At 43.8% G+C, this 26,390-nt stretch carries 38 protein-coding genes and 2 tRNA genes; 29 read left to right on the top strand and 11 right to left on the bottom strand.

Annotated elements, in window-relative coordinates; translation table 11 throughout:
* Window positions 1-6: 6 nt before the first annotated feature.
* Window positions 7-78, top strand: a tRNA-Gly gene (locus BN3656_RS00370).
* 85 nt (window positions 79-163) lie between these two features.
* Here BN3656_RS00370 and BN3656_RS00365 read toward each other — a convergent pair.
* The 6 genes from BN3656_RS00365 to BN3656_RS00340 all read right to left on the bottom strand — a co-directional run bounded on the left by BN3656_RS00365 (window position 164) and on the right by BN3656_RS00340 (window position 4,960).
* Window positions 164-1,357: a tyrosine-type recombinase/integrase gene (locus tag BN3656_RS00365; RefSeq protein ID WP_207653706.1), complete on the bottom strand. Its 1,194-nt coding sequence runs from the start codon at window positions 1,355-1,357 to the stop codon at window positions 164-166.
* Between the two features lie 177 nt (window positions 1,358-1,534).
* Window positions 1,535-2,497, bottom strand: a complete 963-nt coding sequence (locus tag BN3656_RS00360) for a hypothetical protein (RefSeq protein WP_066542956.1) — start codon at window positions 2,495-2,497, stop codon at window positions 1,535-1,537.
* A 70-nt stretch (window positions 2,498-2,567) separates the two neighbouring features.
* Complete coding sequence (locus BN3656_RS00355; protein WP_143331319.1) at window positions 2,568-3,320, bottom strand: AAA family ATPase; 753 nt, start codon at window positions 3,318-3,320, stop codon at window positions 2,568-2,570.
* Window positions 3,307-4,029, bottom strand: coding sequence for a hypothetical protein (locus BN3656_RS00350; protein WP_066542951.1), 723 nt, complete (start codon window positions 4,027-4,029; stop codon window positions 3,307-3,309). The genes BN3656_RS00355 and BN3656_RS00350 overlap by 14 nt, the downstream gene beginning before the upstream one ends.
* Window positions 4,026-4,343 carry a hypothetical protein gene (locus BN3656_RS00345; protein ID WP_066542949.1) on the bottom strand — a complete coding sequence of 106 codons (318 nt, stop codon included), beginning with the start codon at window positions 4,341-4,343 and terminating at the stop codon, window positions 4,026-4,028. The genes BN3656_RS00350 and BN3656_RS00345 overlap by 4 nt, the downstream gene beginning before the upstream one ends.
* A gap of 374 nt (window positions 4,344-4,717) precedes the next feature.
* The gene (locus tag BN3656_RS00340; RefSeq protein WP_066542946.1) at window positions 4,718-4,960 is read right to left on the bottom strand and encodes a helix-turn-helix transcriptional regulator; all 243 of its coding nucleotides are present in this window, start codon (window positions 4,958-4,960) and stop codon (window positions 4,718-4,720) included.
* 240 nt (window positions 4,961-5,200) lie between these two features.
* Here BN3656_RS00340 and BN3656_RS00335 point away from each other — a divergent pair, with 240 nt between their 5' ends.
* Complete coding sequence (locus tag BN3656_RS00335; protein ID WP_066542943.1) at window positions 5,201-6,040, top strand: CAP domain-containing protein; 840 nt, start codon at window positions 5,201-5,203, stop codon at window positions 6,038-6,040.
* Window positions 6,041-6,510: 470 nt separating this feature from the next.
* Here BN3656_RS00335 and BN3656_RS00330 read toward each other — a convergent pair whose 3' ends face one another.
* The 3 genes from BN3656_RS00330 to BN3656_RS00320 form a co-directional block, all read right to left on the bottom strand.
* Window positions 6,511-7,770 (bottom strand): tyrosine-type recombinase/integrase, encoded by a 1,260-nt coding sequence (locus BN3656_RS00330; RefSeq protein ID WP_081422786.1) that lies wholly within the window; start codon window positions 7,768-7,770, stop codon window positions 6,511-6,513.
* A gap of 166 nt (window positions 7,771-7,936) precedes the next feature.
* Entirely contained in the window at window positions 7,937-8,356 is a 420-nt protein-coding gene (locus tag BN3656_RS00325) for a zinc ribbon domain-containing protein (RefSeq protein ID WP_066542940.1), read from the bottom strand.
* 49 nt (window positions 8,357-8,405) lie between these two features.
* The gene (locus BN3656_RS00320) at window positions 8,406-9,236 is read right to left on the bottom strand and encodes an XRE family transcriptional regulator (protein WP_066542936.1); all 831 of its coding nucleotides are present in this window, start codon (window positions 9,234-9,236) and stop codon (window positions 8,406-8,408) included.
* A gap of 132 nt (window positions 9,237-9,368) precedes the next feature.
* Between BN3656_RS00320 and BN3656_RS00315 the strand changes: the two genes are divergently transcribed.
* On the top strand, window positions 9,369-9,569 hold the full coding sequence (locus BN3656_RS00315; protein ID WP_066542934.1) for a hypothetical protein: 201 nt from the start codon (window positions 9,369-9,371) through the stop codon (window positions 9,567-9,569).
* A gap of 223 nt (window positions 9,570-9,792) precedes the next feature.
* Here the strand turns inward: BN3656_RS00315 and BN3656_RS00310 are convergent, their stop codons facing one another.
* Entirely contained in the window at window positions 9,793-10,386 is a 594-nt protein-coding gene (locus BN3656_RS00310) for a hypothetical protein (RefSeq protein WP_066542933.1), read from the bottom strand.
* A 92-nt stretch (window positions 10,387-10,478) separates the two neighbouring features.
* Between BN3656_RS00310 and BN3656_RS00305 the strand changes: the two genes are divergently transcribed.
* A complete protein-coding gene (locus tag BN3656_RS00305; protein ID WP_081422785.1) occupies window positions 10,479-11,219 on the top strand; it encodes a BRO family protein in 741 nt (246 codons plus the stop codon).
* Between the two features lie 165 nt (window positions 11,220-11,384).
* Here the strand turns inward: BN3656_RS00305 and BN3656_RS00300 are convergent, their stop codons facing one another.
* Complete coding sequence (locus BN3656_RS00300; protein WP_066542932.1) at window positions 11,385-11,747, bottom strand: hypothetical protein; 363 nt, start codon at window positions 11,745-11,747, stop codon at window positions 11,385-11,387.
* A 105-nt stretch (window positions 11,748-11,852) separates the two neighbouring features.
* Here BN3656_RS00300 and BN3656_RS00295 point away from each other — a divergent pair, with 105 nt between their 5' ends.
* The 25 genes from BN3656_RS00295 (at window position 11,853) to BN3656_RS00190 (ending at window position 26,389) form a co-directional block, all read left to right on the top strand.
* On the top strand, window positions 11,853-12,092 hold the full coding sequence (locus BN3656_RS00295) for a hypothetical protein (RefSeq protein WP_066542931.1): 240 nt from the start codon (window positions 11,853-11,855) through the stop codon (window positions 12,090-12,092).
* 9 nt (window positions 12,093-12,101) lie between these two features.
* Window positions 12,102-12,323 (top strand): hypothetical protein, encoded by a 222-nt coding sequence (locus tag BN3656_RS00290; protein ID WP_066542929.1) that lies wholly within the window; start codon window positions 12,102-12,104, stop codon window positions 12,321-12,323.
* A 191-nt stretch (window positions 12,324-12,514) separates the two neighbouring features.
* Window positions 12,515-12,814, top strand: a complete 300-nt coding sequence (locus BN3656_RS00285) for a hypothetical protein (protein ID WP_066542927.1) — start codon at window positions 12,515-12,517, stop codon at window positions 12,812-12,814.
* Between the two features lie 153 nt (window positions 12,815-12,967).
* A complete protein-coding gene (locus BN3656_RS00280; protein ID WP_066542925.1) occupies window positions 12,968-13,621 on the top strand; it encodes a YqaJ viral recombinase family protein in 654 nt (217 codons plus the stop codon).
* A gap of 17 nt (window positions 13,622-13,638) precedes the next feature.
* Window positions 13,639-14,520, top strand: coding sequence for a DUF1351 domain-containing protein (locus tag BN3656_RS00275; RefSeq protein WP_066542923.1), 882 nt, complete (start codon window positions 13,639-13,641; stop codon window positions 14,518-14,520).
* 15 nt (window positions 14,521-14,535) lie between these two features.
* On the top strand, window positions 14,536-15,432 hold the full coding sequence (locus BN3656_RS00270; protein ID WP_081422784.1) for a recombinase RecT: 897 nt from the start codon (window positions 14,536-14,538) through the stop codon (window positions 15,430-15,432).
* Window positions 15,433-15,454: 22 nt separating this feature from the next.
* Window positions 15,455-15,886: a hypothetical protein gene (locus tag BN3656_RS00265; RefSeq protein ID WP_066542917.1), complete on the top strand. Its 432-nt coding sequence runs from the start codon at window positions 15,455-15,457 to the stop codon at window positions 15,884-15,886.
* 10 nt (window positions 15,887-15,896) lie between these two features.
* Complete coding sequence (locus tag BN3656_RS16545; protein ID WP_167544843.1) at window positions 15,897-16,055, top strand: hypothetical protein; 159 nt, start codon at window positions 15,897-15,899, stop codon at window positions 16,053-16,055.
* A gap of 13 nt (window positions 16,056-16,068) precedes the next feature.
* Entirely contained in the window at window positions 16,069-16,821 is a 753-nt protein-coding gene (locus tag BN3656_RS00260) for a hypothetical protein (RefSeq protein WP_066542912.1), read from the top strand.
* A gap of 116 nt (window positions 16,822-16,937) precedes the next feature.
* The gene (locus BN3656_RS00255; RefSeq protein ID WP_066542911.1) at window positions 16,938-17,285 is read left to right on the top strand and encodes a hypothetical protein; all 348 of its coding nucleotides are present in this window, start codon (window positions 16,938-16,940) and stop codon (window positions 17,283-17,285) included.
* 12 nt (window positions 17,286-17,297) lie between these two features.
* A complete protein-coding gene (locus BN3656_RS00250) occupies window positions 17,298-18,161 on the top strand; it encodes a hypothetical protein (protein ID WP_066542910.1) in 864 nt (287 codons plus the stop codon).
* Entirely contained in the window at window positions 18,151-19,785 is a 1,635-nt protein-coding gene (locus BN3656_RS00245) for a hypothetical protein (protein ID WP_066542909.1), read from the top strand. Before BN3656_RS00250 ends, BN3656_RS00245 begins: the two co-directional genes overlap by 11 nt.
* Window positions 19,786-19,787: 2 nt before the next feature.
* Window positions 19,788-19,943 (top strand): hypothetical protein, encoded by a 156-nt coding sequence (locus tag BN3656_RS16540; RefSeq protein WP_167544842.1) that lies wholly within the window; start codon window positions 19,788-19,790, stop codon window positions 19,941-19,943.
* Window positions 19,918-20,244 carry a hypothetical protein gene (locus BN3656_RS00240; protein ID WP_066542908.1) on the top strand — a complete coding sequence of 109 codons (327 nt, stop codon included), beginning with the start codon at window positions 19,918-19,920 and terminating at the stop codon, window positions 20,242-20,244. The genes BN3656_RS16540 and BN3656_RS00240 overlap by 26 nt, the downstream gene beginning before the upstream one ends.
* A gap of 22 nt (window positions 20,245-20,266) precedes the next feature.
* Complete coding sequence (locus BN3656_RS00235; RefSeq protein ID WP_066542900.1) at window positions 20,267-20,605, top strand: hypothetical protein; 339 nt, start codon at window positions 20,267-20,269, stop codon at window positions 20,603-20,605.
* Window positions 20,606-20,637: 32 nt separating this feature from the next.
* The gene (locus BN3656_RS00230; RefSeq protein ID WP_066542899.1) at window positions 20,638-20,841 is read left to right on the top strand and encodes a hypothetical protein; all 204 of its coding nucleotides are present in this window, start codon (window positions 20,638-20,640) and stop codon (window positions 20,839-20,841) included.
* A gap of 214 nt (window positions 20,842-21,055) precedes the next feature.
* Window positions 21,056-21,193, top strand: a complete 138-nt coding sequence (locus BN3656_RS16535) for a hypothetical protein (RefSeq protein WP_167544841.1) — start codon at window positions 21,056-21,058, stop codon at window positions 21,191-21,193.
* Between the two features lie 4 nt (window positions 21,194-21,197).
* Window positions 21,198-21,428: a hypothetical protein gene (locus tag BN3656_RS00225; protein WP_066542898.1), complete on the top strand. Its 231-nt coding sequence runs from the start codon at window positions 21,198-21,200 to the stop codon at window positions 21,426-21,428.
* Entirely contained in the window at window positions 21,425-21,859 is a 435-nt protein-coding gene (locus BN3656_RS00220; RefSeq protein ID WP_347460573.1) for an RNA polymerase subunit sigma-70, read from the top strand. Before BN3656_RS00225 ends, BN3656_RS00220 begins: the two co-directional genes overlap by 4 nt.
* Before the next feature lie 171 nt (window positions 21,860-22,030).
* A tRNA-OTHER gene (locus BN3656_RS00215) sits at window positions 22,031-22,104 on the top strand.
* A gap of 177 nt (window positions 22,105-22,281) precedes the next feature.
* Window positions 22,282-22,641: a helix-turn-helix transcriptional regulator gene (locus BN3656_RS00210; protein ID WP_066542895.1), complete on the top strand. Its 360-nt coding sequence runs from the start codon at window positions 22,282-22,284 to the stop codon at window positions 22,639-22,641.
* Between the two features lie 13 nt (window positions 22,642-22,654).
* Window positions 22,655-23,155 carry an ImmA/IrrE family metallo-endopeptidase gene (locus BN3656_RS00205; RefSeq protein WP_066542893.1) on the top strand — a complete coding sequence of 167 codons (501 nt, stop codon included), beginning with the start codon at window positions 22,655-22,657 and terminating at the stop codon, window positions 23,153-23,155.
* A 558-nt stretch (window positions 23,156-23,713) separates the two neighbouring features.
* Entirely contained in the window at window positions 23,714-24,091 is a 378-nt protein-coding gene (locus BN3656_RS00200; RefSeq protein ID WP_066542884.1) for a hypothetical protein, read from the top strand.
* Window positions 24,092-24,171: 80 nt separating this feature from the next.
* Window positions 24,172-24,969, top strand: coding sequence for a phage terminase small subunit (gene terS / locus BN3656_RS00195; protein WP_081422783.1), 798 nt, complete (start codon window positions 24,172-24,174; stop codon window positions 24,967-24,969).
* On the top strand, window positions 24,959-26,389 hold the full coding sequence (locus tag BN3656_RS00190; RefSeq protein WP_066542965.1) for a PBSX family phage terminase large subunit: 1,431 nt from the start codon (window positions 24,959-24,961) through the stop codon (window positions 26,387-26,389). The genes terS and BN3656_RS00190 overlap by 11 nt, the downstream gene beginning before the upstream one ends.
* Window position 26,390: the final 1 nt, after the last annotated feature.

The raw sequence follows: 26,390 nt of genomic DNA, 5'->3' as shown, positions 1-26,390 counted from the left end.
TTTTATGCGCGAGTGGCTCAGTGGTGGAGCACCACCTTGCCAAGGTGGGGGCCGCGGGTTCGAATCCCGTCTCGCGCTCTATTTTTTTATAGCGGAAGCCTTTAGTTTCAAAGGTTTCCGCTGTTTTTGTATGTCTTACAGGCTGTAGACAGTTGTAGACAGCTTACAAAGCTTTAGATATGAGGTCATAAGTTTCCTGTTCCGTCAGTGGATTGTAGATATATCCTAGAGTGGTGTTCAGGTTGCTGTGTCCGAGCAATTCACGAATACAATCCAGAGGAACGCCGTTTGCATTTAGGTTGCTGGCAAAGGTTTTCCGCATTTTGTGGGTAGATTTTGTAGCCACTCCCTGACGTTCTGCGTATTTTTCAAGAACATAGGCAATCTGCCTTGATGTAAGCCGTTCACCATCTCTCATAAAGATGTAATCGCCGATATGTTCCACCTTTTGCAGGATATGGATTGCTTTTGGAACCAGAACAACAAATCTGTCACGATTTGTCTTTGTGTGTTCCACTACCTCATATTGGTTTGTAACCTGATTTCTGACTTCCTCACGAACAATATGCAGATGGTTGCTATTGCAGTAATCTTCCCATTTAAGGGCTACCAGTTCACCGACACGCAGACCAAGCAGGAAATTTAATTTCACAGCCAGAAAAGCAGTATCGCTGGTTTCTATATACATACGGTCAAGATACTGGTTTAAGTCCTTTAGTTCATCTGAATTATAGGTTTCTGTTTTTCCCGTCTTTCTGACTACCTGTTTAAATTTGACAAGGATTTGAACTTTGTCCATGGGGTTCTCTGTGAGATACTTCTTTCTGACAGCATATTCAAACATACCATTCAAGATTGTTTTGATGTTGCACCATTCTTTGCGTGGGAGATGAAACTCCCTAACAATGCGATTACACTCCGTTTCCAGCAATAACTCATTCACCTGCCGGATTTTTTTATTATGCAGGGCGGATGGTTCAAAATATTTTTTATAATGCTGTTTATGTCGTTTAATGGTGTTAGGGCTGTTTGTTACCGTCTGTTTGTATTCCAGCCATTCCTCATACAGTTCGTAAAAAGTCAGTTTGTCAATGTGCGAATTTTGGAAGTAAAGCGGAATCAGCTTGTCCAGCAGTTCCTCTTCCGTTTGTGCTTTGATATTTTTTCTTTTTCCGTCTGTTCCTTTATAGCAGGTTTGCCACCGTCCACCCTCTTTTGCTGGCGGTGTGATAGCATAAGTATGTATTTTTCGGATTTGTTCTCTTTTTGTAGACATAAGCATATCAAGCACACTGTCTGCGTTGATTATACCGCAGTCAAATGCTTCTTTCAAGATAACAAAATCCTTATTTGTCATATGTTTCATAGTCCACCTGTATCATAACGGTGGTGTATGATTCATAAATTTTTTCTGAATTATTTTTCTGGGTAATTTTTGAAGTTTAGATATTTAGATAGATATATATTTTTATATTATATAGTTATTTTTTGTGTTTGTATTTTTCGTTTATATATGTTTGATTTTATATATTGTTTATGTATTTTTTGTTGAACCATTACACCAAGTAGGGTTAATATGTTGCTTGTAAATTTGGCTTATGTAGGTACTGGAAAAATCACGCTCTGGATCAACGATTTTAACAGCGGATTCATGTACTTTTTGATAATTGGCTTTTGATAACGTTTCTATCGCGTCTCCATAACTTATCTTTTCTATGGTGGGTTTTTTGATTCCGCGGCTACATCGGTAGATATTTAATCCTGGCGGTAACAGTTTTAAGCGGCTGCCTTTGATAATGTGCTTGCTATCTCCTTGTCCTGTTTGTACTGTCCGGAGTTCACCTTGCAGTAAATCATGAGTTAGTGGTATACCACTTTCAATATCCAAGTCCGATAGATATGCAGTCAGATAGGCACCTATATTATCAATATTACTATCCAATGCTTTAATACTAACAAAGCCATGCCCCCATATTTTTGCAAGTGTTTCGTTTTCAATGAATGGAGGGATTTTGGGAAAAATTGCTATCATATGGAGATGGAAAGCACCTCTTCCCTGACCCTCTACACAAACAATGTATTCATAGGACATATCGTATCTATTTTTAATGTACCGCCGTAATCGTTTGTTAAAATCACGAAAATCTGTATATAACAGTTTCGTATCGTGCATATTTTCGCGATATGTTAAAGTGATAAAACGTATCCGTTTAATATTCTGTGGGGTTACATTTGTGTTGATTAAATCCCGAAGATTTCGCATGGTCTTTTCGAGATTTCGCAAGTTTTCTGTTCGGTCATGTGCATGATGGATAATTTTTTTTATTTCTCCAGTGGAGACAATCATATATTCTTTTTTTGAAATTGGTTTGATAGTGGCACCTGTATTTTGTCTGTCAGAAATAGTTATTTGCTTAATATTTCCCATTGACTTTAAACAGACAGGACGTTCACTATCAATATGCTTTGGCATTTCAATTTTATTTCTTTTTATCATGGCATAATGTCACCTGTTAATCGAGTTAAAGGAGCACCCTGCAAGCAGGGCACTCCCAGAGGCCTCTAGGCTATTGCTCCGCACCGCCTGACGGCCTCCTGTTTACAGCTTCACATATAACTTTATGTAGTTTTGGGGTATTTCTGGGAAGTACAGAACGGATTTTCTTTATCTGAATATCCGATATATAATAACCGACACCCACAGGGCAAGGTTCAATAATGTCCTTGTATTCATTGGCTATCATGGCAACACTCTCTTTGTTATTAGCCATAGAACCCATTAGAAAGCGATGGTTAAAATTTTCCCGTCCTAATAGAACGTCTGCGGAGGGACGCTGTAGTGCAAAACAAAGGTGGATTCGAAAACTTCTTGATAGATTTAGCATACGGGCAAGTTTACCTTTGATTTCTTCCTGTTCTTTCTTGGAAAGAGACATTAAGAGCGAAGGAAATTCGTCCACCATAAGCAGTACGAAGTGATTGGATGGTACTCTCTTGTACAAGCGGTTTTCAAACAATTCAAAGAATGTATTAAATCCAGTAAGAGCATGATCTACAGCATAATAATTTGCCATTCCCTCACAATAGGTATAATCCATTCCCTTATAATCCACAATGTATATACAAATATTAGGTATATATAGACTTAATTTCCCCAGAAGGGAAGCGGTAAGCACCGTCTTACCACTTCCGCTAGGCCCACAAACAAGGCATCTTTGTCCCTGAACCCTAAAGTCAGAAAAGTTTAAGTATTTCATGATACCAAGTTGAAAATACTCTTCATCAAGACAAAAGGGAATTTCAGTTTTAAAAATCATCATCGAATACCTTTAGCTGTTGTGCATTATGATACATATAGGCGGTATTTTCTTTTGTATCAATGTAGTTAGCAGCTTCTGGCGTATCTACAATAACAAGAGAAATATGCCATGCACCTGAAACCAATATTACTTCGTCCACAAATATCCTGGGGTACAATCGGTTGTGATATTCGACCGTAGCACGTCCAAGGTTCATACTTCCGTCAGCAAGCTTCGACTCCAGTTTGGAGGTTAATATTTCAGAAAACAGATTTTCTTCCAGAGCTGCACCATCTGACATAATCTTGAAACGGTAAACGCTACAGCCTTTCGAAGGCTCGTATTGAGAGCCTAAATCATCCTTTAAATCTCCGAATGTGGTTGGCGGAATCACGTGGAATGCTCGATGATTTTCTTTAAAAATAAGAAAAATATTTCTCAATAAAATCTTATTAAAAAAGAGAATGTTATTTCCTGCATTTTTAGTGGCAGGTGTTTCAGCTTTTTTTGCGACAGACTTGCTTTGTGTGGAAAATCCAACAACGGCAATGATAGCTGCTGTAGCAATCATGAACGCATCAAAATTTTTCATAATAAAATTGACGAGTAATACAGCCCCGATGATGACAACGATAATTGGCGGAACAAGAATAAAACAGTACTTTGCAAAAGTTTTCCAATCACTGGCAAGGTATGCATCTTGTATATTTTCTATCAAGCGTCTTATCATTGGAGAATCACCTCCTCAGCTGTAGCGGAAATACCGACTTTTCCGTTAACATTGTAAATTTTTCCAACAAAGCCTTTAAACGTGACGGAAATATCTTTTTCAGAAGCTTCCAGCTGTTCAGGCGTGATTTTTGGTACTTTGTCATTAGTTTTGACGGTGATCTTATCGAAGCCGGCTCTTGATGCGACGATGTAATTCCAGCCTTCAATCTCTGGAGTCCAAGTGCCGTCCTTAATCGTATGGCGTTCCTTGACTTCGGCTAAATAGCCGCCTTTTGGGAATACCTGATCTTTAGTTAAGCTTACTTTTACCATGGGTAAAACCTCCTCAAAAAATAGTGAATGCCCTTTTCCTAACCTTGATTTTGCGGAAAAAGGGCATACAAAAAGCGCAACTATCAGGGCTCGGAAAATCGTACCACTATAGACCTATAATAGGATATAGAAGTGGTAAACAATTTATAATTCCTGTATATAGGAACTATTTCCTGTCTTACTTGAGACAGGAAAACCCTACATGGTCATAAAGTAACCATGCACCTGATAGTGCGCTTTACACTATATTTATTTTGTAACATACTTCTTGAAAAAAGTCAACAAAATTTGGAAGATATTTTTTCAAGAGAATTATGAGTTAATATTAACAGTTTATAAATTTTGAAAAAACATGAGAGAAAGTATCCTTTTATTTATTCTATTTCCTGCTCCAATTCATTAAAAAGAGAGGACGAAAAAAATTCAGATAATGTAATTTCAAAACCATCACATATTTTTTTGACAGTAGAAAGTGTAATATTTTTTCGTTTTGTATCAAATATGCTGTAAATAGTAGAAGGCGTTACACCACACAGATTAGCCAATTCATTATATGTAATTCCTCGTTCTTTACAAAGCATTTCAATTCTTTTGGCAGTTGCTTCTTTGACATACATAAAAGTATAGTTCCTCTTTCCCTAATATAATATGTCAAAAGGATAACAATTTAAGCGTAATAGCGTGTACGCAGTTGCGTATATTGTAAAAATGTGCTATGATTAATGTGAATGAAATGGCTATTTTGATTTAGATAGTATATTGGAAATAATGAAAAAATAGAAACTATAAAAATAGTAATCTATTGAGTTCCTTTTTGGGCGATGATATACTTTTAAAATAAAAGGATGGGATTTATCATGATGAAAAATATGAAAACTTTTGCACTTATGGGTTTAGCAGCAGCTTTAGCATTTGGACATCCAGTAGCTTCTTATGCAGGACAGTGGAACGCTGGAACAGGAGAAAACGCTGGACACTGGCAGTATCAGAATGATGACGGGTCTTATCCGGCAAATTGCTGGCAGTGGATCGATGGTAACAATGATGGTATTGCAGAAAGTTACTACTTTGATCAGAATGGTTGGACATTAAGTAATGTTGTAACTCCAGACGGCTTTATGGTAAATGCAGATGGTGCATGGACTGTATTTGGCCAGCCGGTTACTAAAGTTGTAAATTCCAACGGTAGTATTGGCGGTTATGCTGAAGGCAGCAATGGTAGCGGTGTAACTATTGCTGAAAGTAGCGACAATTATGAGGAGTCTGTATCTGACGTGGATGTAGACGACGATTCTCGCTGGAACAGAGAAATGGCAGAAGAGTTTGTAGAACTCCTTAATGAATATAGAGAGAAGAAAGGCAATGAGCCTGTGGAGTTGACTGACGATGCTCAATACTATGCAGAAATTCGTGCTATGCAGCTTGAGGATAATTATACGCATAGTGTTGATGAAAATGACTATATTGAGAAGAATTGGTATGGTAACGAGTATATTACAAAAAATGTATACTCAGCTGAGGATGCTATTAAGTCTTATAAATCATCTAGCGCTCACTGGTCTGGATTAACTAATACAGAGGATGTTACAGAGTGCGGTGTTGGTTTCTATAGGATGAATAATGGTAAATATGCAGTATCTGTGAATTTCAACGACTTTAATGATGAAGAATGCGTATTTGCAAACTTTATCAAATAAATTAAATAACTCAAATAAGATAACAGCTATCTGAGTGTAGGTAGCTGTTATTTTATTACAAAGAAATAGAGGAGGTAAATATGTTTAGGTTTAAAAACAAGAAACTTTATGCACTATTTAGATCGTGCTTATCGTTATTACTTGTATTCTCTCTTTTAGCTCCGACTGTAGTGTATGCTAATTCTGGTGGTTCTCAGGGTGGTGGTTCTAAGCAAACAAGGCTGGATTGTAAGCGTATGCTTCAATCCAACCTAAGTCCATTTTGGTTTTTAGGTATAAGCACATGAAAAGCAGTAAAGGGGCAAGATGTATCTGCTTCGCAGCCCCCTTGACAGCTTTTTTCCAAAATTTAAAGTTGTAGACAGCCTGTAGACACACGACAGACAGTGTGCTTTTCTCCTCGTATTTATTAGCTTTTTTGACGGTGGTAGAGTTCGAATCCCGTCTCGCGCTTTTAATTTTGCCCGGTTTTACCGGGCTTTTTTCGTGTCATGTTGCATTTCGTGTTGCATGGCATTTTCTAAAACCTTATACCAGCCATCCGGATTGCGTTCTTTAAAGAGTTTTATGAGCTCTTCCGGTGATAGATTTTCTTTATCATTTGCAGAGGACTTCTCCGAATTTACAATGCTTTCAAAGTAGTTATCTATGGTATTGTCAACGCGCACACGCTCATCTGAGAAAGTCTGTGTATAGATCCTTTTCATTACCTCATCGGTTTTCCATCCGCCGCGCTCCTGGGCATATTTGTCCGGAATCCTGAGCAGAGCCATAACAGAGGCGTTAAGATGCCGGAGGTCATGGAATGTGATGGGGGACATCCCATTATCATGCTGAAGCTTAATCCAACGGTGATACAGCGCCCTGCCGCTCATAGGTACAAGCACATCACCATCTACCTGGTTGATTAGATTCTGTATGTATGGCGGGATCTGTAAGCGGCGGTTACGTGTTGGGTTTTTAGCCAGTTCTTTCCGTACTGGCTTATTGTTAATGTCTACAACCACCTCATGGATTGTAATGTAGTTTCCTGAGATAGACTTGGATTTTGTCAGCCCTCGGACCTCAGACATGGAGAAGGACAGCCAGGCAGCCAGCAATACAGGTAATTCGATATCAGTCCCCTTAATGATGTTCAGGACGGTTTTTGCCGGCGGAAGTTCCACCAGTCGGGGTGTAACAGTGGGGAGTTCTATCTGTTCGAAGTCGAGCTCATTTACACCGTATTTGTTCAGCACAGGGCGGATCAGGCCCCACTCATTGCGTACACGCTTGGCAGATATGGGTTTACCCTTTTTAGAGGGGCTGTTGGCCGGTCTGCGGGCTTCTGCGCTTAGAGCTTCCTGAAGGATTGTTATATCAATATCTTTGATGGGAGTATCCATCAGATCAGGAAAAGCATTCTTCTGGATGCACCGATAGTCTTGGAGCGTAGTGGGAGAACGGTTCAGGTTCTCTCTGGATTCAATATATTTGTCGATTGCCTGGGATAATGTGAGCTTTCCATAATCCTGCCGTTTCCGGATCTTGTCAGGTGTTTTGGACGCCTGAAACTGTGCAGCAGCCAGCTCAGCCCGTTTCCGTCCTGCCGGACTGGGGTCGTCATCAGTAAAAGATTCATAGATCCGTTTATTTTTCCATTTCTGGTTTTTTTCATCATATATCCGTTCCGTGTGGCTGTAGGCCAGACAGCGCCATGAGCCGGACGGAAGTTTCTTTGCAGTTGCCATATATCATTCCTCCTTAAAAATGGGTATAAAAAATACACCTGTACAGGTGTAAGGAGGTATGGTACAATGTAGGTGTTCAAGCTATATTGTATTGGCCTCCGTGGCCTGTACAGAAAATTTATTTAAAGCCGTTCAGTGTCGGTAGCACTGGGCGGTTTTTCATATTTTAGATCATTCCGTTCTTTTTTGCAAAAGCAATATTATTAATAAGTACAAGACCAATGGCAGCTTCTAATATAAGATATGCAGGGGCAATTTGAAGTGAATGTAAAGCAACCATAAAGGACAATGCATAAAAAAGAGAGGAAAGTAATATTAAGGCCTTATTTATTTTTTTGAATGCTATTAGGAAAGATATGCTTCCCAGAATTAAGCACCAACTGATTATCGCGGCATTGATATTTTGCTGAATTCCTCCGGCACTTCTTAAGACTGCAAATGCCATTAATACTCCGAATATCAATAGTAGTATATTAAAAATTCGGTAATTACCTTGTTTTTTAGGGTGTGGGTGTCCACAATTTGGACAAGATTTTGCTTTTTCGCTAATTTCTTTACCACATTCAGGACACTTAATCATACTCATACCTATTTCCTCTTTTCTGTTGATTTTTATTAAAACGCCATAGGCTATTTTAATACATCACTTTCCCGATCACCTTTCCCATGCAGACTACATTATCCCCTTCATGTATGGGGATATTTTTATAATTCTTATTTCTGGAAATCAGTTCTTTTTCCCCTAATTCTTTGATAAAGGCATTCCCATTTACTACAAATACGCCAATATCACCGATGTGCATTTCTGCGTCCCGTTGCACCAGTGCAATATCCTCATGGGAAAAATCCGGTTCCATGCTGTCGCCGTTTACGTCGATGGCAAAGTCGGCTGATTCATATTCTGGAAGTGCTGGGAGTTCGATATCATCTTCGGCTTCATTTCCCAATATGAAGATTCCTGTTCCGGCAGATACTCCGGCCCGGAAGTAGGGGAGGACAAGAATTTTGCTCTTTGGTTTAGGGTGAAATTCTACTATAGTATTAGCTTCCAGAGAGCCAGTATATAGATAACCCTGTTCCTCCTCCATTTTTTGGGCTTTTAAAAGACTGTCAGAGTAATCAATAACTTTCTTTTTGTTAATATCGGAAAGTTGCTCATAGTTTTCCATGAGTTTATTGGGTTTCCCATGGAATTTTAGAAGGTTCTGCGCAAGTTTGATTACTTTTTCATCGGACGCTTCTTTGCCGGAGAAAGATTCATCGTATTTTATCCAGCCCATAAGATATGCAGGGGAAACATTTAATACTCTAGCAGCATCTTCTATTTTATCTGATGGAATATTGGTGATAATATCATTTTCATATTTATATAGGCTTTGCTTTGATACATTAATTTTACTAGCAAAATCAACTTGACTTATGCCAGCCTGTTCTCGTAACTGTTTTAATCGTTTTCCGACTGTCATACAGAATCCTCCTTTGAAGTAACTTTATAATAGCACAAAAATGTTATAAAAGCAATAAAAAATATCTTGACAAGTTACAAAAATGTGGTATCATATAAGTATCTTAAAAAGTTACCAAGGAGGTGATGTGCGGTGATAAGAACAGATGAATTGAGAGGGATTATAGCCAAGAACGGTCTCTCTCAATCAGATGTGGCATTAAAAATTGGTATAACTCCAAAAACATTTTATGAAAAAATGAAGATAGGTGTTTTTGGGAGTGATGAAATTCAGATTATGATAGATGAACTTCATATTGAAGATCCAGCAGCAATTTTTTTTGCCAAAAAGTAACTTTTAAAGATACTACATTAAAAGGGGTGAGAATATAATACCAGGATATATGGTTCTTGTAATTCTAATAGTTTTCTTTGTTACAGGCATTGTGTTCTTTTTTAAAGGATTATATATCGCAGTGAAAACAAAGTGCCGAGATATTGACGGTATGTGTTATTGCCTTATAGGGGCAGTATTTTTAAATGCAACAACACAGATTTTATTAGTGGTGCTCGCATAATCACATAATTCGTTCCGCGATTTCTTGAAGGGGATAGGAAACGTTCTTTATCTCATTTGATGCTATTCGTGGTTTAACCAATTTTCCATATTTTTCTACATCAATGACAAAATGTTCAGTGTAAGTGTGAGTTATTGATTTGTATACAATATCAAAAACAGCTAATCCGCCGTTATATTCATACAACTTGAATGGAGCCAGAATTTTTTGGTTAGGGGCAATGGTATTTCCAATAAGGCTATTAAATATGGCAGGTAAATTGGCTAGATTAGTAGGGTGATTCTTGATGGAATCGCTGTAGGTTATTGAAAGAATAGTTGCTGCTGATGCTCCAAAATTTTTGATTATAAAGTATCCGGTAGGTTGCCCCATGTGAGAGTAGTCAAAATAGATAGAAATAGTAGGCCGATTGGCTTCTTCAATTATTTTATTATTTTGTCGCAATGTAAGTATGGATATAACAATTGCAACTATGCTTGCAGCGGTAGAAACAATAATTCCGCATATCTGAATCCAGTCAGATGGGGACAGGGAAGAAAAAAATGAAGTGGTTTGAGGAATGGCTGATGAGGTAGTGGCAATGGTAGATAACATTTCTATAGTCTCCTTTGTAATTTATATGTGAGATTGTAGCACAGAAATGTAAAATCCACTAGGGTTTAAAGTTTAGGAAGGAGGCACATAAAATGCACGAGTTACAGATTTTTAGCAATGAGGAGTTCGGTCAGATCAGAACGGTCGAGATTGATGGAGAAATTTATTTTGTCGGTAAGGATGTAACAGAGATTTTGGGCTACTCAAATCCACGTAAAGCGATTATTGACCATGTAGATGAAGAGGACAAAACGGATGGGGTAACGATTCGTGACTCCATCGGAAGAGAACAAAATCCTGTATGTATCAACGAATCAGGTCTTTACAGCCTCATTCTTTCCAGTAAGATGCCAAATGCTAAGAAATTCAAGCGTTGGGTAACTTCCGAGGTTCTTCCAACGCTCCGCAAGACAGGCTCCTATGAGATGCCTAATATGTCCACTGAAATGAAAGCCATCCTGATGATCGATCAGAAGCAGGTGAAGATGGAACAGCGCATGGACAGACTGGAATATGACATTCCTCTGTACGGCTCCGAAGCGGATGAGCTGTCCAGTCATGTAAAACGCAAAGGCGTGTCCGTATTAGGGGGAAAGCAGTCGGAAGCTTATAAGGATACAGAAATCCGCTCCAAGGTGTATCGAGATATTTACGATCAGGTTAAGAGAGAGTTCGGTATCTATGATGACAGCGGTCGGCCCCAGTCATACAAAGCGCTGAAACGGAAGTACATAGCAGACGCCCATGAGCTGATTGACTGCTATGAGGTTCCCACTTATTTAGAGGAACTGATTAACGAAGCGAATTCTCAGATGAATTTAGGGATAGCGTAAGGTAGAGGAACTACTAAGGGAGACTGAGGATGGGAGGTGAGAATATAATGTCCTACAATTGGGAAGAAGAACATGAGCGAGCACAAAAACGAATCGAAGAACAGAATAGGAAAATAACGCATATGTTGTGGACAATTTTCCTGAGTATGATTACTTCCATTGTAGTTACCCTTTTATATAAAGGGTGATGACTGTAGTTATTACAGAAACCACAATAGGGACAACCACAGATTTGAAAAGGAAGCTTACCATTTTTTCAAATGTAAAGTACCAATAATGCAACCCCTTATATGTCAGGCACATATTTTGGTAATCAGCACCGTAAGTCGGCAGGAATTTAATATATTTTTTTGATTCTAAGTCATTTACCATTCCAGATATTTGACCTGAAAAAATTCGTGCATTAATGTTTTTATCTGTGTCATATAGGGAGAAACACTGATTATCAGGATCGTAGAAAAAAGTCTGCTCTGTTCGATCAGTTAAGATAGCTATAGTTTTTAATAATTGCTTTTGTTTGTAAGTCATATTTACCTCTTTTGTGTTTTTTAAAATTAAAATTATAAACAAAGTATAGGGCAGAAAAGAGGAAATGGCAAGGAAGTTTAAAGATTAAGAGAGGAGGTATCACCCATGACAGCAAGGGAGTACATGGCCTATAGCAGGCAGCGGAGTGATAACATTAAGGCTATTATCGCAGAGCATAAGCAGCGTAAGGGCATGACCGATGCGATGGTAGCCAAGGCGGCAGGCATCAATCCGGGGACATTCGTCCAACGAAAACGGAATCCCGGAACGTTCCGGCTGAATGATCTCTGGGCGATCTGCAACGTACTGGACGTGCCGCAGGAGCAGAGAAATACGATTTTATAGGAGGGAATCATGCAACCAGAAGCAATTAAATATGAGGCCCCAGTGGAGGGCATTGTAGTCACTCGGGAGGAGGAACAGCAGATCCTCAAGCTGGGCCAGATCGCCGGAGAGCAGCTCAGACAGAGCCATAAGGATGTGCGGATGTTTGGCAGGCTGTCTACCGTGATGGCGTTCCTGTTGGGCGCGGAGACGGTGCTGCTGTTGGTGGCTTCCGGGATGATAACACTGTGAGAGGAGGTGAGGAAGGATGAAGAAGGATGCTTGCGGTACTTGCCGTAATAAGAACCGGTGTATAGAGCGGAGCAGGATGTACCCGTGCCTGAGTTACAGGAAGAAAAAGGACCTGCACAGTTGCAGCTGTGGCAGGCCCAGAAACTAAAAATCAACACCCTCTATTATGAGGGAGAACAGGAGAAAAATCAATGGTAAACACAACAATTTTATATGAGGGAATCAAAAAAACAGTTGAAAGCGAGATTGCTTTTGCAATCTGTCTGACAGGCAATAAGGAGAAGAATGGAGTGGACACAACGGTGATCTGCATAGGTGAGAGAGAAAACATATCCTCAGATGACCTTACTAAATGTCTTGCCAAAAGTATGGTGGATGCAGTTAGCAGTATGGCTGTTGATGATTTGGGTGCTGTTCATGTATTGACAGAATTAGCTCGTATCGTAGGTGAAGCAGCGAAGGAGAAATGCCTGGAAAGGCTGTCCAAATGACCCGCCCCACTACATACCCCGGCAGCCAGGTCAGGATTACATCCCCGTTTTACTTCCTGGCCTGCTCCTGTGGTGTCTGGATGTGGTCCCTCCTTGGGGAGATCACACCATGTCCGAACTGCGGAAAGATTATGAGGAGGGAGGGTGCTGCGGATGGCAGTCACTAAGCATATATTTGCCAGCCGGGAGGAATGGCTTAAGGGCCGGAAGAACCATATCGGCGGGTCGGATGCCAGTGCCTGTGTAGGTATGAACCCGTACAAAGACAACGTGCAGCTGTGGGAAGAAAAGATGGGGCTGGTGATGCCGGAGGATATTTCAGATAAGGATTATGTCCGGTACGGCACAGAAGCAGAAAAACATCTACGGGCACTATTCTCCATGGATTTCCCGGAATATCAGGTATTCTACGATGAAGATAATATGTTCATCAACGACCGGTACCCGTGGATGCATGCTTCTTTGGATGGTGAGCTGGTGGATGAGCAGGGACGGCGCGGGATACTGGAAATCAAGACCACTAATATTCTACAGAGTATGCAGCGTGAAAAATGGAATGGTAAGATACCGGACAATTATTATTGCCAGGTGCTCCATTATCTGGCAGTGACAGAGTATGATTTTGCAGTTTTGAAAGCCCAGCTTAAGAGCGAATGGCATGGGGAACTGCGGATTACAGTCAAGCACTATTTCATCGAAAGAAAGGACATTGAGGAGGATATCCGGTATCTGGTGGAAGCAGAACAGCGTTTCTGGACTTGCGTAGTGGAAGGCCACAGGCCGGATTTGCTTCTCCCGACGATATAAAGGCAGAGGAGGAACGTATGGAATTAAAAATCTATAATCCGCAGGAAGGCGGATATTTAAAGAAGATCGAATGGAATTTCGAGGAGCTGAAGGAAGAGGTTACAGCCAAAGCTAAGGAATATGCGGCAACCGTCTACACAGATGAAACCATCAAGGCAGCCAAGGCCGACCGGGTCACGCTGAATAAGTTTGTAGAGGCCGTGAAGGGAGAGCGGACTGCGATCCGCAAGAAGCTGCTGGAGCCGGATGAGCTGTTTGGTGAGCAGATCAAGGAGCTGACCGGGATCGTCCAGGGTGCCATTGATAAGATTGATACTCAGATCAAGGATTATGAGAGCCGCCAGAGGGAAGAAAAGACGGCAAAGATCAAGGAGTTCTATGAGGCCAATATCCATGATATCGGCCAGTGCCTCCCCTTTGACCGGGTGATGAAGCCCCAGTATGCCAATGCATCCACTACCATGAAGTCCATCAAAGAGGAGATCCTTGCACTGATCCAGAAGGTAGATGAGGGTCTGGCGATCCTGAATGAGGTGGACAGCCCTTATGCTGGGGATATGAAGCAGGTATTTTTACAGACCTATGATATCGGCGCCGCCATGGCAAAACGGAACCAGCTGGAGGCGGAAGCGGAGAACCGGCGCCTGTACATGGAGGAGCAGGAACGCCGGAAGGCAGAACGTGAGGCCGCCCGAAAGGCAGAGGCCGACCGGGTTATGCAGGCCGGAAGAGCAACCGAACCGGAGCCACCTAAGGAAATGCCCCAGAAGATGGAAACCGTAGAGGAGCCGGTCAATGTGATCGACTTCCGGGTATATGCCACCATGGCGCAGCTGATGAAACTTAAGGCATTTTTAAACGATAACGGCATCCGGTTTGAGCCGGTACCGAAGAATTAAGGAGGATAAGGAGTTATGGCAGTAAATAACAATCTTGCAAACAGACAGAGGAGAATGGGGCTTACGGCATATCTGACCCAGGATGTAGTAAAGGACCAGATCAATAAGGTAGTAGGGGGAAAGAACGGCACCCGTTTTATTTCCAGCATCGTTTCTGCTGTCCAGGTCAATCCGGCATTGCAGGAGTGTACCAACAGCAGCATATTAAGCGCAGCGCTTCTGGGGGAATCGTTGAACCTTTCCCCCAGCCCCCAGCTGGGCCAGTATTATATGGTGCCGTATGATAACCGGTCAAAGGGAGAGAAAGAGGCCCAGTTCCAGCTTGGGTATAAGGGCTATATCCAGCTGGCTACCCGCAGCGGCCAGTATAAGAAACTGACTGTGCTGGCGATCAAAGAAGGGGAACTGATCCGGTTCGATCCCTTGAATGAGGAAATTGAGGTACGCCTGATCGAAGACGAAGAAGAACGGGAAAATACACCGACCATGGGATATTACACCATGTTTGAGTATACCAACGGCTTCCGCAAGGCCATGTACTGGAGCCGGGAAAAGATGGAGAACCATGCCAAGAAATACAGCCCCGGATATAAAAAGGACCTGGAGAAAGGGACAAAGTGGACATTCTGGGCGAAGGATTTTGATGGCATGGCGTATAAGACAATGCTTCGCCAGTTGATTAGCAAGTGGGGAATCATGTCGATTGACTTAATACAGGCGATAGACGCAGATATGGCAGTAATTCGTGAGGATGGCACCAAAGAGTATGTAGAAAGTGATGCTGATATGGTGGTTGCAGATGTGCCGTCAGAGGAAAAGGAACAACCAGAATCCATACAGGCAGCTGCTCCTGAGCCAGCATCCCCGCCGGTACCACAGCCTCAGGATGCAGCCAGTGCATTCTTTGGATAAGGAAAGGAGGTGAGCACAGCATATGGCGATCACGTTTGATACGATAGCGAACGGGGAGCTGGCAGAAAAGTTCCAGATGGCCCTGACCCAGATCGGACGCAACATCATGGATCCCAATACGGATCCGGAAGCTGTCCGGGGAATGACGGTAAACATTAAATTCAAGCCCGCTGGCCGTGGAAACCTGAAGGTTGATTTCTCAGTCAGCACCAAGCTGGCAGGATTCAAAAAATCTGAGACCGTATTCCTGGTAGGCCAGGATGGGCGGACTGGGCGGATCAGTATGTCGGAGCCGGGAAGCGGCCTTCCGCAGGTAACTTCCATAAGGGAGACACCTGCGGCAGCTTATACGGATGTCCGGCAGGAACCGGAGTTTGACCCGGAAACAGGGGAGATCTTTGAAGAGCCGGTACAGGCCGGGCCGATTGACTTAAGACAGGCATACGGAAGATAAGGAGAGAGAAATGGCATCAGAAAAGAAATGCTGTGGAACCTGCAGGTATCATCTGCGTGATGATGATGTGGATTTCATCTGTGACTGTGAGGAGTCGGAAGGATACGGAGACTATACTATGTCTCAGGACTGCTGTGACTGTTATGAACCAAGAAACATAGAAGAATAAGGAGGACAAAACCATGTTAGAGGGATTAAAGGATGCATTAGAACACGTTGAAGGGCTGGCAAGGGAAAATGAGAAGACCGAGGTTATTGAGATCTGCGGACATACATACGCCAACAAGAGCTTAAAGCGTTATGACAACGCAGATAAGGCGACGGAGCTGGAGGCTTCCAGTCTTACCGCCCTTCTTGACTACATCGGGGCCTGCCATGAGGAGTTCCCGAAGGATACGGATATGATTATCCATATCGTAAATCCCAAGCGGGTGCGTCTGATCACTGCGCTGGATGCGGAACGCACAAGAGAGTGCCTGTTTGAGGTAAATGCAGAGGTAAATGAATTCCGTTTCGGCCACTGGTACGATCAGGAGGCATTCATGATCGAGCTGCAGGCCAATTTCCAGCCGAGCGAAGATCTGGAACTGGTCCAGAAGATGGCCGGGAATGTGGAGCGCAAGAACGATCAGAGCTATGCAGATGACGGGATCTCCCAGGTGGCTGTTATGACGGTAGGTGCAGCAGCAAAGGCAGATGTGAAGGTGCCGAACCCGGTGACACTGGTCCCGTACCGTACCTTCCAGGAGGTGGGACAGCCTGCCAGTGCGTTCGTGTTCCGCGTGGGTGATAAGGGAGAACCTACCTTTATGCTCCAGGAGGCACAGAACGGCCTCTGGAGGAATGAGGCAGTAGCAAATATCAAGGAATATCTGGCGCAGGCAGTGTCCCATATGCAGCCAAATGTAAGAGACCATATTACAATCATCGGATAAGCAGTGCAGCCTTTTGGTGGGATTTGATATGTCACGGTATTAAATGACCAGAGGTGTTGGCCGGGGCGGCCGGGTTTGTACCTTTTGACCGCCGCCCCTTTTTGAAAGGTAATAGCATGGGAAAATCACAGAGAGAAAAAGGCAAGCGCGGGGAGCGTGAGCTGGCAGGGCTTTTGAGGGAGTACGGTTATGACTGCCGCAGGGGGCAGCAGTATTGCGGGACCTCCGGTGATGCGGACGTGGTAGGGCTCCCAGGCATCCATATAGAGTGCAAGCGGGTAGAGAAGCTGAATCTTTTGGATGCGGTATCACAGGCGGTCAGAGACGCCGCCAAAGGGCTTCTTCCGGCAGTGTTCCATCGGAAAGACCGTTGCGAATGGCTGGTGACGATGCGGTTCGTGGACTGGATGGAGTTATACAGGGACGCTCAGGCCTGGAGGGAATTAAAAGCGAAAGAGAGGTAGGTGACAGCCTACATGGAGATCAATTATCTGGCAGAGATCATAGCCTTCGAACGATGGCTCGAAACTAACTACTTACCGATCCCGTCGCAGTTGTTATGGTACAAGATGATGAACTATTTCAACCGGAGCGGGTGGAGCGAGTGGGTTATAGTAGATAACCTGAGATTGATGGCAGCCATGTCAATGGGTCGAGAAGCCACATTCATCAAGGCGAGGGACGAACTCATAAAGGCTGGCCGTATCATCTACCAGAAGGGCAGAAAAGGAAGCCCTAATAAATACAAAATGGTGTATTTCACTTTCAAAAACGTAGTAAAAAGCGAAGTATATAGCGAAGTAAAAAGCGAAGTATTTCCCGTAGTAGAAAGCGAAGTACAAAGCGCAGACATATATAAACATAAACAAAAACAAAATAAAAAGAGTACCTCTGAAGAGGTACCAGAAAAGCCGGACGACTTTTCCTCCCAGATCACCACGATTCGAGAATTATATAATTCCGTTTGCGGGTCGTATCCCCGCCTGGTGAAGCTGTCGGAAGCGAGGAAGAAGGCGATCCGTGCGAGACTGAGGGCAGGATATACCGTTGAGGACTTCCGCCGGCTTTTTGAGGCTGCGGAGGAAAGCGACTTTTTGAAGGGCAAAAACCGCAGGAACTGGTCTGCTACGTTTGACTGGCTGATTGCTGATGCCAATATGGCCAAGGTGTTAGACGGGAACTACCGGAACCCGACAGAGGGGAAACCTGCCTGCGAAAAGACTCCCGGTCCATCGTCCAACCGGTTCCACAACTTTGAACAAAGGGATGTGGACTATGATGCGATCATGATGGAGCGGACGAGGGAGTTTTTGAGAGAGGGGGAGACAGATGGAAGATGAGAATACCATGGTTCCTGAGACAGGAACCATTGACCATACAGGCCCGGAGTGGTACCAGATGGAGATCCCACTGGATGAGATCGGGCGGTACATACATACAGACCTTAAGACGGCCGCCAGAAGTGTGATATCCATCGGGTACTGGCTGATGTATGTGCGGGATCGTAATCAGTTCCAGGAATACGGATACAGCGATATCAATGAGTATGCTGCCAGGCAGTTCGGTTTCAGCCGGTCAACCACCAAACGCTATATAGACCGGTGCATCCGGTTTTCCAAGGGAGGCAACAGCCCCATACTGGATGATCGGTACAGGGATTTCAGCAAAGCACAGCTTCAGGAGATGCTTGGGCTTGATGATGAGCAGTTGGAGCAGGTAACTCCAGATATGACCGTGCGCCAGATCCGAGCCATGAAACAGCCTAAGGAAATCCCGTATGTGGAGCTTCCGGGGCAGATCAGTATTACAGACTTTCCGGGGATTGAGCCGGAGGCTGCTCCAGATGTGACGGATGTACCGCCGGAACCAGAAAGAGCAGCTATGCAGAGCTGTGAGATATCGGTGGAGGACTTGATGCCTGAAGTGGAGCCTCTGCCGGTGGAGAGCGTTGCGACGTCGCAACGGGAAAACTGTCCAGCCCATCAGCTATCGGCCTATGGGACACCCAAGCGGGAATATCCGGCAGACAGCCTGATTGCTACAGAAGGATGTGAGGGAGGCCATTATTGTGATTCCTGCTCTATGGAGTGTGGGATCCGGCAAAAAGACCGGTGGTGTGTAGAGGCACCCTGCGGGAATCCGTTTCCGTGCGAGATTAGAGATCTGGATGGAATCCGTGAACTTGTAGGAGATACTTGTGAGTTCGTGAACCACGATCTGGCTTATCACCGGGCCGGAGACGGGGAGCCAAGCCCATGCTGTAAGCACTGCAAGAGTCCTTGCGAATATATTTGTGGTCGGGCTATGAGGGCGCTGGATCAGGAGCCGGAACGGCTTGCTGCAAAAGTGCAGCAGAATGAGGAAATCTGCTGCGAAAATAGCAGCGGGGAAGAACCGGGGGAAGTTGCGACGTCGCAACCAGAGGAAGATACTGAGCTTACAGACATGGGGCTGCTTCGGGAGATGCTGGAAAAGGAAAAAGCACTCCTGGATGAGATGGTGAAGGTCAATGCAGTGGAAGAGCTTCCGCCGAAACTGCTCCGGAAAAAGAAAATACTGGTGGCAGCCCTTGCGGGGATGCTGTACGACCTGGAAATGCCGGAGCCGGAAGAATCCGAACAGCCGGAGCTTCCGGTCATGAAGAATAATGACCAGCGCAAGGCATGGCTGAGAGATTATAAGTCATGGGGGCTATGGTATGCAGATGAGCATATCGGAGCCCGGTATTACAAGTATGATTTTGATAACGGGGCAAGGCTGATTGTGGAAGTATACACCCAGCATAATGAGTTCACCGGTCAGGATTTTGAATCCTCATACCTTCATCTGGTTGGAGGACCGGAGCCAGAGAAGCATCCGTCTGGGGCTTATGGAAGATGGCAGCGCCATGAGACGTACAGCCGGTATCCAGACAGTGAGACAGAACTGGTGGAGTTTTTGAAGGCATTGCAGAAAGGAAAATAGATATGGCTAAGATATGGATGCAGGGCAAAGAAAGATTTATGTGCCGGGTATGTGAGAATGAGGAGATTGAGCCGGGGCAGAAATACTGCCAGATATGCGGCGAGGCACTTGAGTGGGAGGAGGAAGGCGAGAATGAAGAGATTAACACAGAAAGATGAGCAGGGAAATTGGAGCCTCAGGGGAGTGCCGTGGGAGCATCTGTATGAAGGGAAGATCATCACAAAGGAGTTATGGAAACGCCTGTATGGAGCACTCTGGAAGCTGATGGAGTATGAGGATACCGGTCTGACACCGGAAGAAGCAGAGGCGTTGGAAAAACAAACTAAGAAAGTTGCTCTTAGAATTTGCGGGGCAATGGGAGAAAAATACGAATGCCCTGAATGCGGTAGCGGGCTAAGAGATGCAGATCTGTTTGCAGGGCATTGTAAATGGTGTGGACAGGCTATTAGAGAAAATTAAGATTTAACGGAGGTGAAAGGCCATGAAAATAGGAGATATTGTTAGAAGCAATAAGACTGGGCGTGAATATATAGTAATTTCAAAACCACGAAATAAACAAGGATTTGTATGTAGAGAGATTAACCCTGAAAACACCAGTTATTATTTCTTTGATGAAGAAGTAACGGTTGTTAGTGAAACAAGCATTTCAGATCTGAATAGATGTGCAGTGGAAAATATAAAAAATCATATTATTCTGAAAATGGAAGAAATGAAAAAAGCAGAAGAACAAGCAATCAAAGAAGAGAGAATACAATCTCAAATTGATATGTATCATGATTCATTTTGTTTGTTGGCAGGATTTTTAGCACAACTGTATTAGCTAAACTGACATTTAGCGCAGGAGGGACCAATATGGAAGATCTAAATAAGGCAATAGGAAGGGCAGTAGAGGTGTTTGCGAACCTGGCTAAAAGCATAGTAGAACTGGCAAAGTCAATCGCCAATATATTATTTCCGGTCTTGAAAAGCAATAACTGGCGAAAGCTGCACGGACTACCCATGAGGAGGCGAAGGAGGCCATGTGGAAAAAGAAAAATCCATACCTGGAATATATGATTGTCCTATTACGAGGGCAGAAAGAAGGGATGCAGCTTGGGGATTGTAAAGTCAGAAACCCAGAGACGAGCGAATCGACAACAACGAGCCAGAGCAGTGGCAGCTAGTGACATGGATGCGATCCGAGGGCCGAAGCTGGAAGTATGGTCCGCGCGGATGCCAGCGTATGCGTATACGTCGCTGTGCCCAGATGAGAGATACAGGAGGTAGAAAATTGAATGTACTTAAGAACGTGATAATCATCCTGTGGGCCATCACAGGAACGGTCAATCTGATCCAAGGCAACATTGACCGCTGGGATTACCTGATGGTATGGGGTTCCCTGATGGCGGTGCTGATGATTTGGAGGTGATGTTATGCCGGGGCCAGTATATTATGACCTGTATGATTGCGGAAAACTTGTGGGGCGGTACAGCGGCATTGAGCTGCAAAAGAGATTTGGATGGAAGTGCAGGCCACAGGTCGATAAGTACAGCGACATGGGAGTACTGTACCAGAAGCGGTACCTGATTGTCCGGGTAGAAGCAGAGATGTGGGCGGCTGAGTGGGATGAGGCCAGACAGAGAATTTTGAGGGCGAGGAGGTGATACCGTTGGACAAGCAGATATTGGAGCAATACATAGATGCCTGCGAGCTGATTAAGGACACCAAGGATGAGATCCGGAAGCTGAGGAAGCATCGGAGCCAGATCCAGCAGGACAGTGTCAAGGGCTCTGCGCATGAGTTCCCGTACACGTTACAGACCTATCATTTGGAGGGGCTTGGGTATGCAGCTGTTAAGAATCCGGATGAGTTGGATCGTATGGAGAAGTTACTGGAGGAGCGGATCCGGAACGCAGAGAAGATTAAGCGTCAGGTGGAAGCATGGCTTAATACAATCTCACCCAGAATGCAGCGGATTATCCGATATAGGATATTTGAGGAATTGACTTGGGCGCAGGTAGCTGTGAAGATGGGACGGAAGGCCACGGAAGAGGGAATACGAAAAGAATTTATCCGATTTATGGAAAGTAATTAAAATTTGTCCGTTTTGTCCACAATGTCCGTTTTCAAAATGTTATAGTGTACCATGAAGCCAAAGGCATACCGCCGGCGGCTTTCATTTAACCCGACGGTCGCCCGGTGTCACAGCCCGGTGGCCGGTTCGTCTGGCTCTGGTTCCATCCCAGGGCTGGACGCCCCCTTCTCCGGATCTTTAGCTCAGTCGGTAGAGCAGTTGGCTTGCAAACCACATCGTCCCGGGTTCGATTCCTGGAGGGTCCGTTTGGATGGATAAACCATTTTGTATTTTCTCCTTTGTATGGGTCCCTGCTTCGGTAGGGATTTTTCTTTTTGAATAAAATAAATTTACAAAAAGAGATTGACAAATTAACTATTTTAGTTAATAATATAGGCAAGGGTGATCACCTTAAACGGAGGAAGGAATAGGAGGATGAAGTCATGTTAAATAGTTTTGGCAAGTTTTGTCGGAAGATAAGAATTGACAATAATAAACTGCTTTACGATATGGCGAACCAGTTAGGTGTATCATCAGCATTTCTATCAAAAGTGGAGAACGGAAAAGGTAAACCTCCGGAAGAATGGAGAAATATCCTTATCAATGAATACAATTTGAATGATGGTGAAATAAAAGAGCTAGATAAAGTTATGTTCGAGGCCAGAAATCAGAAAAGTATTGATATGTCAACGTTTAGGGCATCTGATAGAGATATGATGATCTCTTTTGCACGAGCAATGGAATCGTGGGATGAGGATAAAAAGAAGGAACTAAGTAACTGGTTGAAGAGAAATCAAGAATAGGAGATGATGATGTTTGGGGAATTTTTCTGTAGCACCTATGTCTAGGAAAGATATTAGGGGATTGGTAAAAGAATTTAGGGAAATGTTTGGTTTAGAGCAGGTTTTATATTTTCCGATAGTGCAGTTTATAGAATGGGTTTTGGGACGACTTGGGCTAGAGCTTGAAATAGTTTCAATTTCCGATATGCCACAAGCGTATGGTGTGACGAATCCAGGTACGGAAACAATGAAAATACGAGAAGATGTTTATGAAGGTGCGATTAAAGGTAATCCAAGAGACCGTTTTACATTATGTCATGAATTAGGGCATTATTTGATACATTTCCCGGAACGTGTTACATTTGCCAGAGGTACAGTGCCTGCATACATGAATCCCGAGTGGCAAGCAAATGCTTTTGCTGGGGAATTAATGGCACCATATGATCTTGTAAAAGGTATGAGGATTGAAGAAATTGCTGAAAAATGCGGAATGTCAATAACTGCAGCATCTATCCAATACAGACAATATTATTGATGTGATGGAGAAATCCTTTACATAGAAAAAACCAAGCACACAAAGTACTTGGTCATTTGTTGAAAGTGTTACCACTGTTCAACTGGTTTATAATCTAATTTGGCGATTTGATTATATCACAGTGGTACCTCTTTTGCAAGTGAAAACTTGAGAAAGGAGGTGTTTTCATGTGGATTTTCAGAGCTTGGATCACTGGTAGAGACGGTGAGAAGATTTATGCAAAAGACCATGGAAAGAGAGCTTTCAGGTTTTGGGTGGGTCCAGGGCCAGAGCCGACTAAGAAGAACTAGTTAACTCTAAAGAGGCACTTTACCAGTTGGGTGTCTCTGGTTTCAAGAAAGGAGCCAGAGATATGGCAAAGACAAAATCAAGTGTTAGAGGAACACAGCAGAAAAAAATTGTGGTTGTAAAATCATATACAAGAAGTGATGGAACTAAGGTTGATGGTCACAGACGATCTACGCCTAATTAAGCGATTCTGGAGAAGCGTCTGCTAATGTGGAGGCTTCTCTTTGTTCTCAATTTTGATACGATAAAAAGAAAAGGAAATAAGTTACTATGGAAGTTCAAAGATTATTTGTGAGAACACCATTTATATATTTAATAAGTGGGAAGTACTATGCGTTGGGCTACAAAACTTGTATGCTGTTAGGGGAAAGGTATATAACACTTCCAAAACATTATGATCGATATGTTAGTGCATTGAATGATAATTCTATTTCAAGAAAAGACGCGTGGGAAATATTTTATAGGTTAATTGATATTGCATTGTCAGTACAAAATATGCATATATCAGAGAAAGCAGAATTTGAAAAATTAGGATTAAATGCTGAACAAATTCATGAGTTGGAAAAACAACTAGATCAGCAAAAGATGTTTTTAAAAGAATACTCATTCGCAGATTACCTAAAAAATATTCCTTCGCAGATTAGCTAAAAACAGAACGTAGTATGAGCCGCCACCGTGCGGCTCTTTTTCTATACCAAAAAACAAACACGAATGAGAGGTGGTGAGGCTTGGCAAGGGCACCAGATGAACGTCAGGAGCAGGCAAAGGAGCTGTTCCTGCAAGGTATGAAACTGATTGATATTTCCAAGGCTTTGGAGGTTCCAGTGGGGACGATCCGGAGCTGGAAGAATCGATATAACTGGGATGAGAAATCTAATGCAACGTTGCATAAGCGCAAACGCAACGTTGCGAAAGCAAAGGGCGGTCAACCGGGCAACCAAAACGCCATTGGAAACCATGGCGGAGCTGCCCCAGAAGGCAATAAAAACGCAGTCACCACGGGAGAGTTTGAGACTCTCCTTTTTGATTGCTTGGAACCCGAAGAAAAGCAACTGGCCGCAGCGGTTCCAAATGACAAGGAGCAGCTTCTCTTCCAGGAGATCCAGCTGCTGACCGTCAGGGAGCGCCGGATGATGAAACGGATTGAGAACCTGCGTCAGGTTGAAACAGAATCGAGCATTGCGGGTACATATGAGCTTAATGTACCTTCTGGAATGACGGTGACCAAATACAAGGCTGGAATCGAAAAGGGCAAGATTACTGATATGGGTGAATACTCTGGAGTTCTTGGCCAGATCCAAAACATAGAGGATGCTCTGACCCGTGTCCAGGCCCGCAAACAGGCTGCCATTGATTCCCTGCACCGCTTCGGCGTAGATGATGCCCGTCTTGAGATCGAGCTTATGAAACTGGATATGGCAGCCCTTAAACTGGGAGGACAGGAAACTGAGATAGAGGACGATGGATTTTTAGAGGCGCTGAATACCGAGGCCGGAGATCTGTGGGGTGATTCCGATGACGATTAAGGAGCGGATCAGCCAGACAAAACAGAAGATTGAAAAGCTGAAAGGCCAGCGGAATATCCTGACAAAGGTTCAGATCTTCAAGTTTCAGCCCTTTTCACGCAAGCAGAAGCAGGTCCTGACATGGTGGGTGCCGGACAGCCCTGTAAAGGATTATGACGGCATTATAGCAGATGGGGCTATCCGATCCGGTAAGACCGTCTGTATGTCCCTGTCCTTTGTGATGTGGGCTATGAGTAGCTTCTCTGGACAAAACTTTGCCATGTGCGGCAAGACGATCGGGTCATTCCGGCGTAACGTCTTATTTTGGCTTAAGCTGATGCTTAAAAGCCGGGGCTACCAGGTGGTGGATCACCGGGCCGACAACATGGTGGAGATCAGCCGGGGACAGGTCACGAACTACTTCTACATCTTCGGCGGCAAGGATGAGAGATCCCAGGATCTGATTCAGGGTATTACCTTGGCTGGCCTGTTCTGTGACGAGGTGGCGTTGATGCCAGAGAGTTTCGTCAACCAGGCAACGGGCCGCTGTTCTGTAACTGGTTCAAAATACTGGTTTAACTGCAACCCGGACGGACCGTATCACTGGTTTAAGGTAAACTGGATTGATAAGGCCGTCGGCTATCTGGGAAAGAAAAAGGTCGCCAGGATCCGCGAGGAGGCAAAAGCTGCGGGGAAGGAGCCGGATCTTAAAAAGCTGCTGTATGTCCATTTCACCATGGACGATAATCTGAGCCTGTCAGAGGAGATCAAAGCCAGATACCGCAGCATGTACACCGGCGTATTCTTCAAGCGCTATATCATGGGGCTCTGGGCCATGGCAGAGGGCGTTATCTATGATATGTTTGATCCGGATAAGCACACCCGGAAAATACGGGACATAGCCCCTCTTTTGATTGACGGAGGACGCTATGTAAGCTGTGACTATGGTACACAGAATGCAACAGTATTTTTGCTCTGGAACAAAGGTATAGATGGCATTTGGTACTGTATCCGTGAATACTACCATTCAGGGCGTGAGACAAAACAGAAATCCGGATCCGCCTATGCGGATGATTTTGAGGCTTGGCTGGATGGGACAGCAATACAGGGTGTGATTATTGACCCGGCGGCCACTTCATTTGCTGCAGAGCTCAATGAGCGCGGTTATAAAACGATTAAGGCGGCCAATGAGGTGACCGACGGAATTCGGCTGACCATGAGCCTGTTAAACCGGGGAAAAATCATGTTCAGTCGGTCCTGTACCAATACCATAAAGGAGTTTGCGTCTTATATCTGGGATGTAAAAGCAGCGGACCGGGGAGAAGACGCTCCAGTAAAGCAGCACGATCATGCCATGGATGCTGTGAGGTATTTCTGCTACACGATCCTGAATAATAAGAGGGTACGCATAAAGAAGAAATCCTCTTATGGCCTGAGTTAGG

It is taken from the genome of Clostridium sp. AT4, assembly GCF_001517625.2.
Lineage (GTDB): Bacteria > Bacillota > Clostridia > Lachnospirales > Lachnospiraceae > Enterocloster.
The sequence above is the reverse complement of the archived record's forward strand: the minus strand, read 5'-3'. Positions and strand labels throughout refer to the sequence as shown.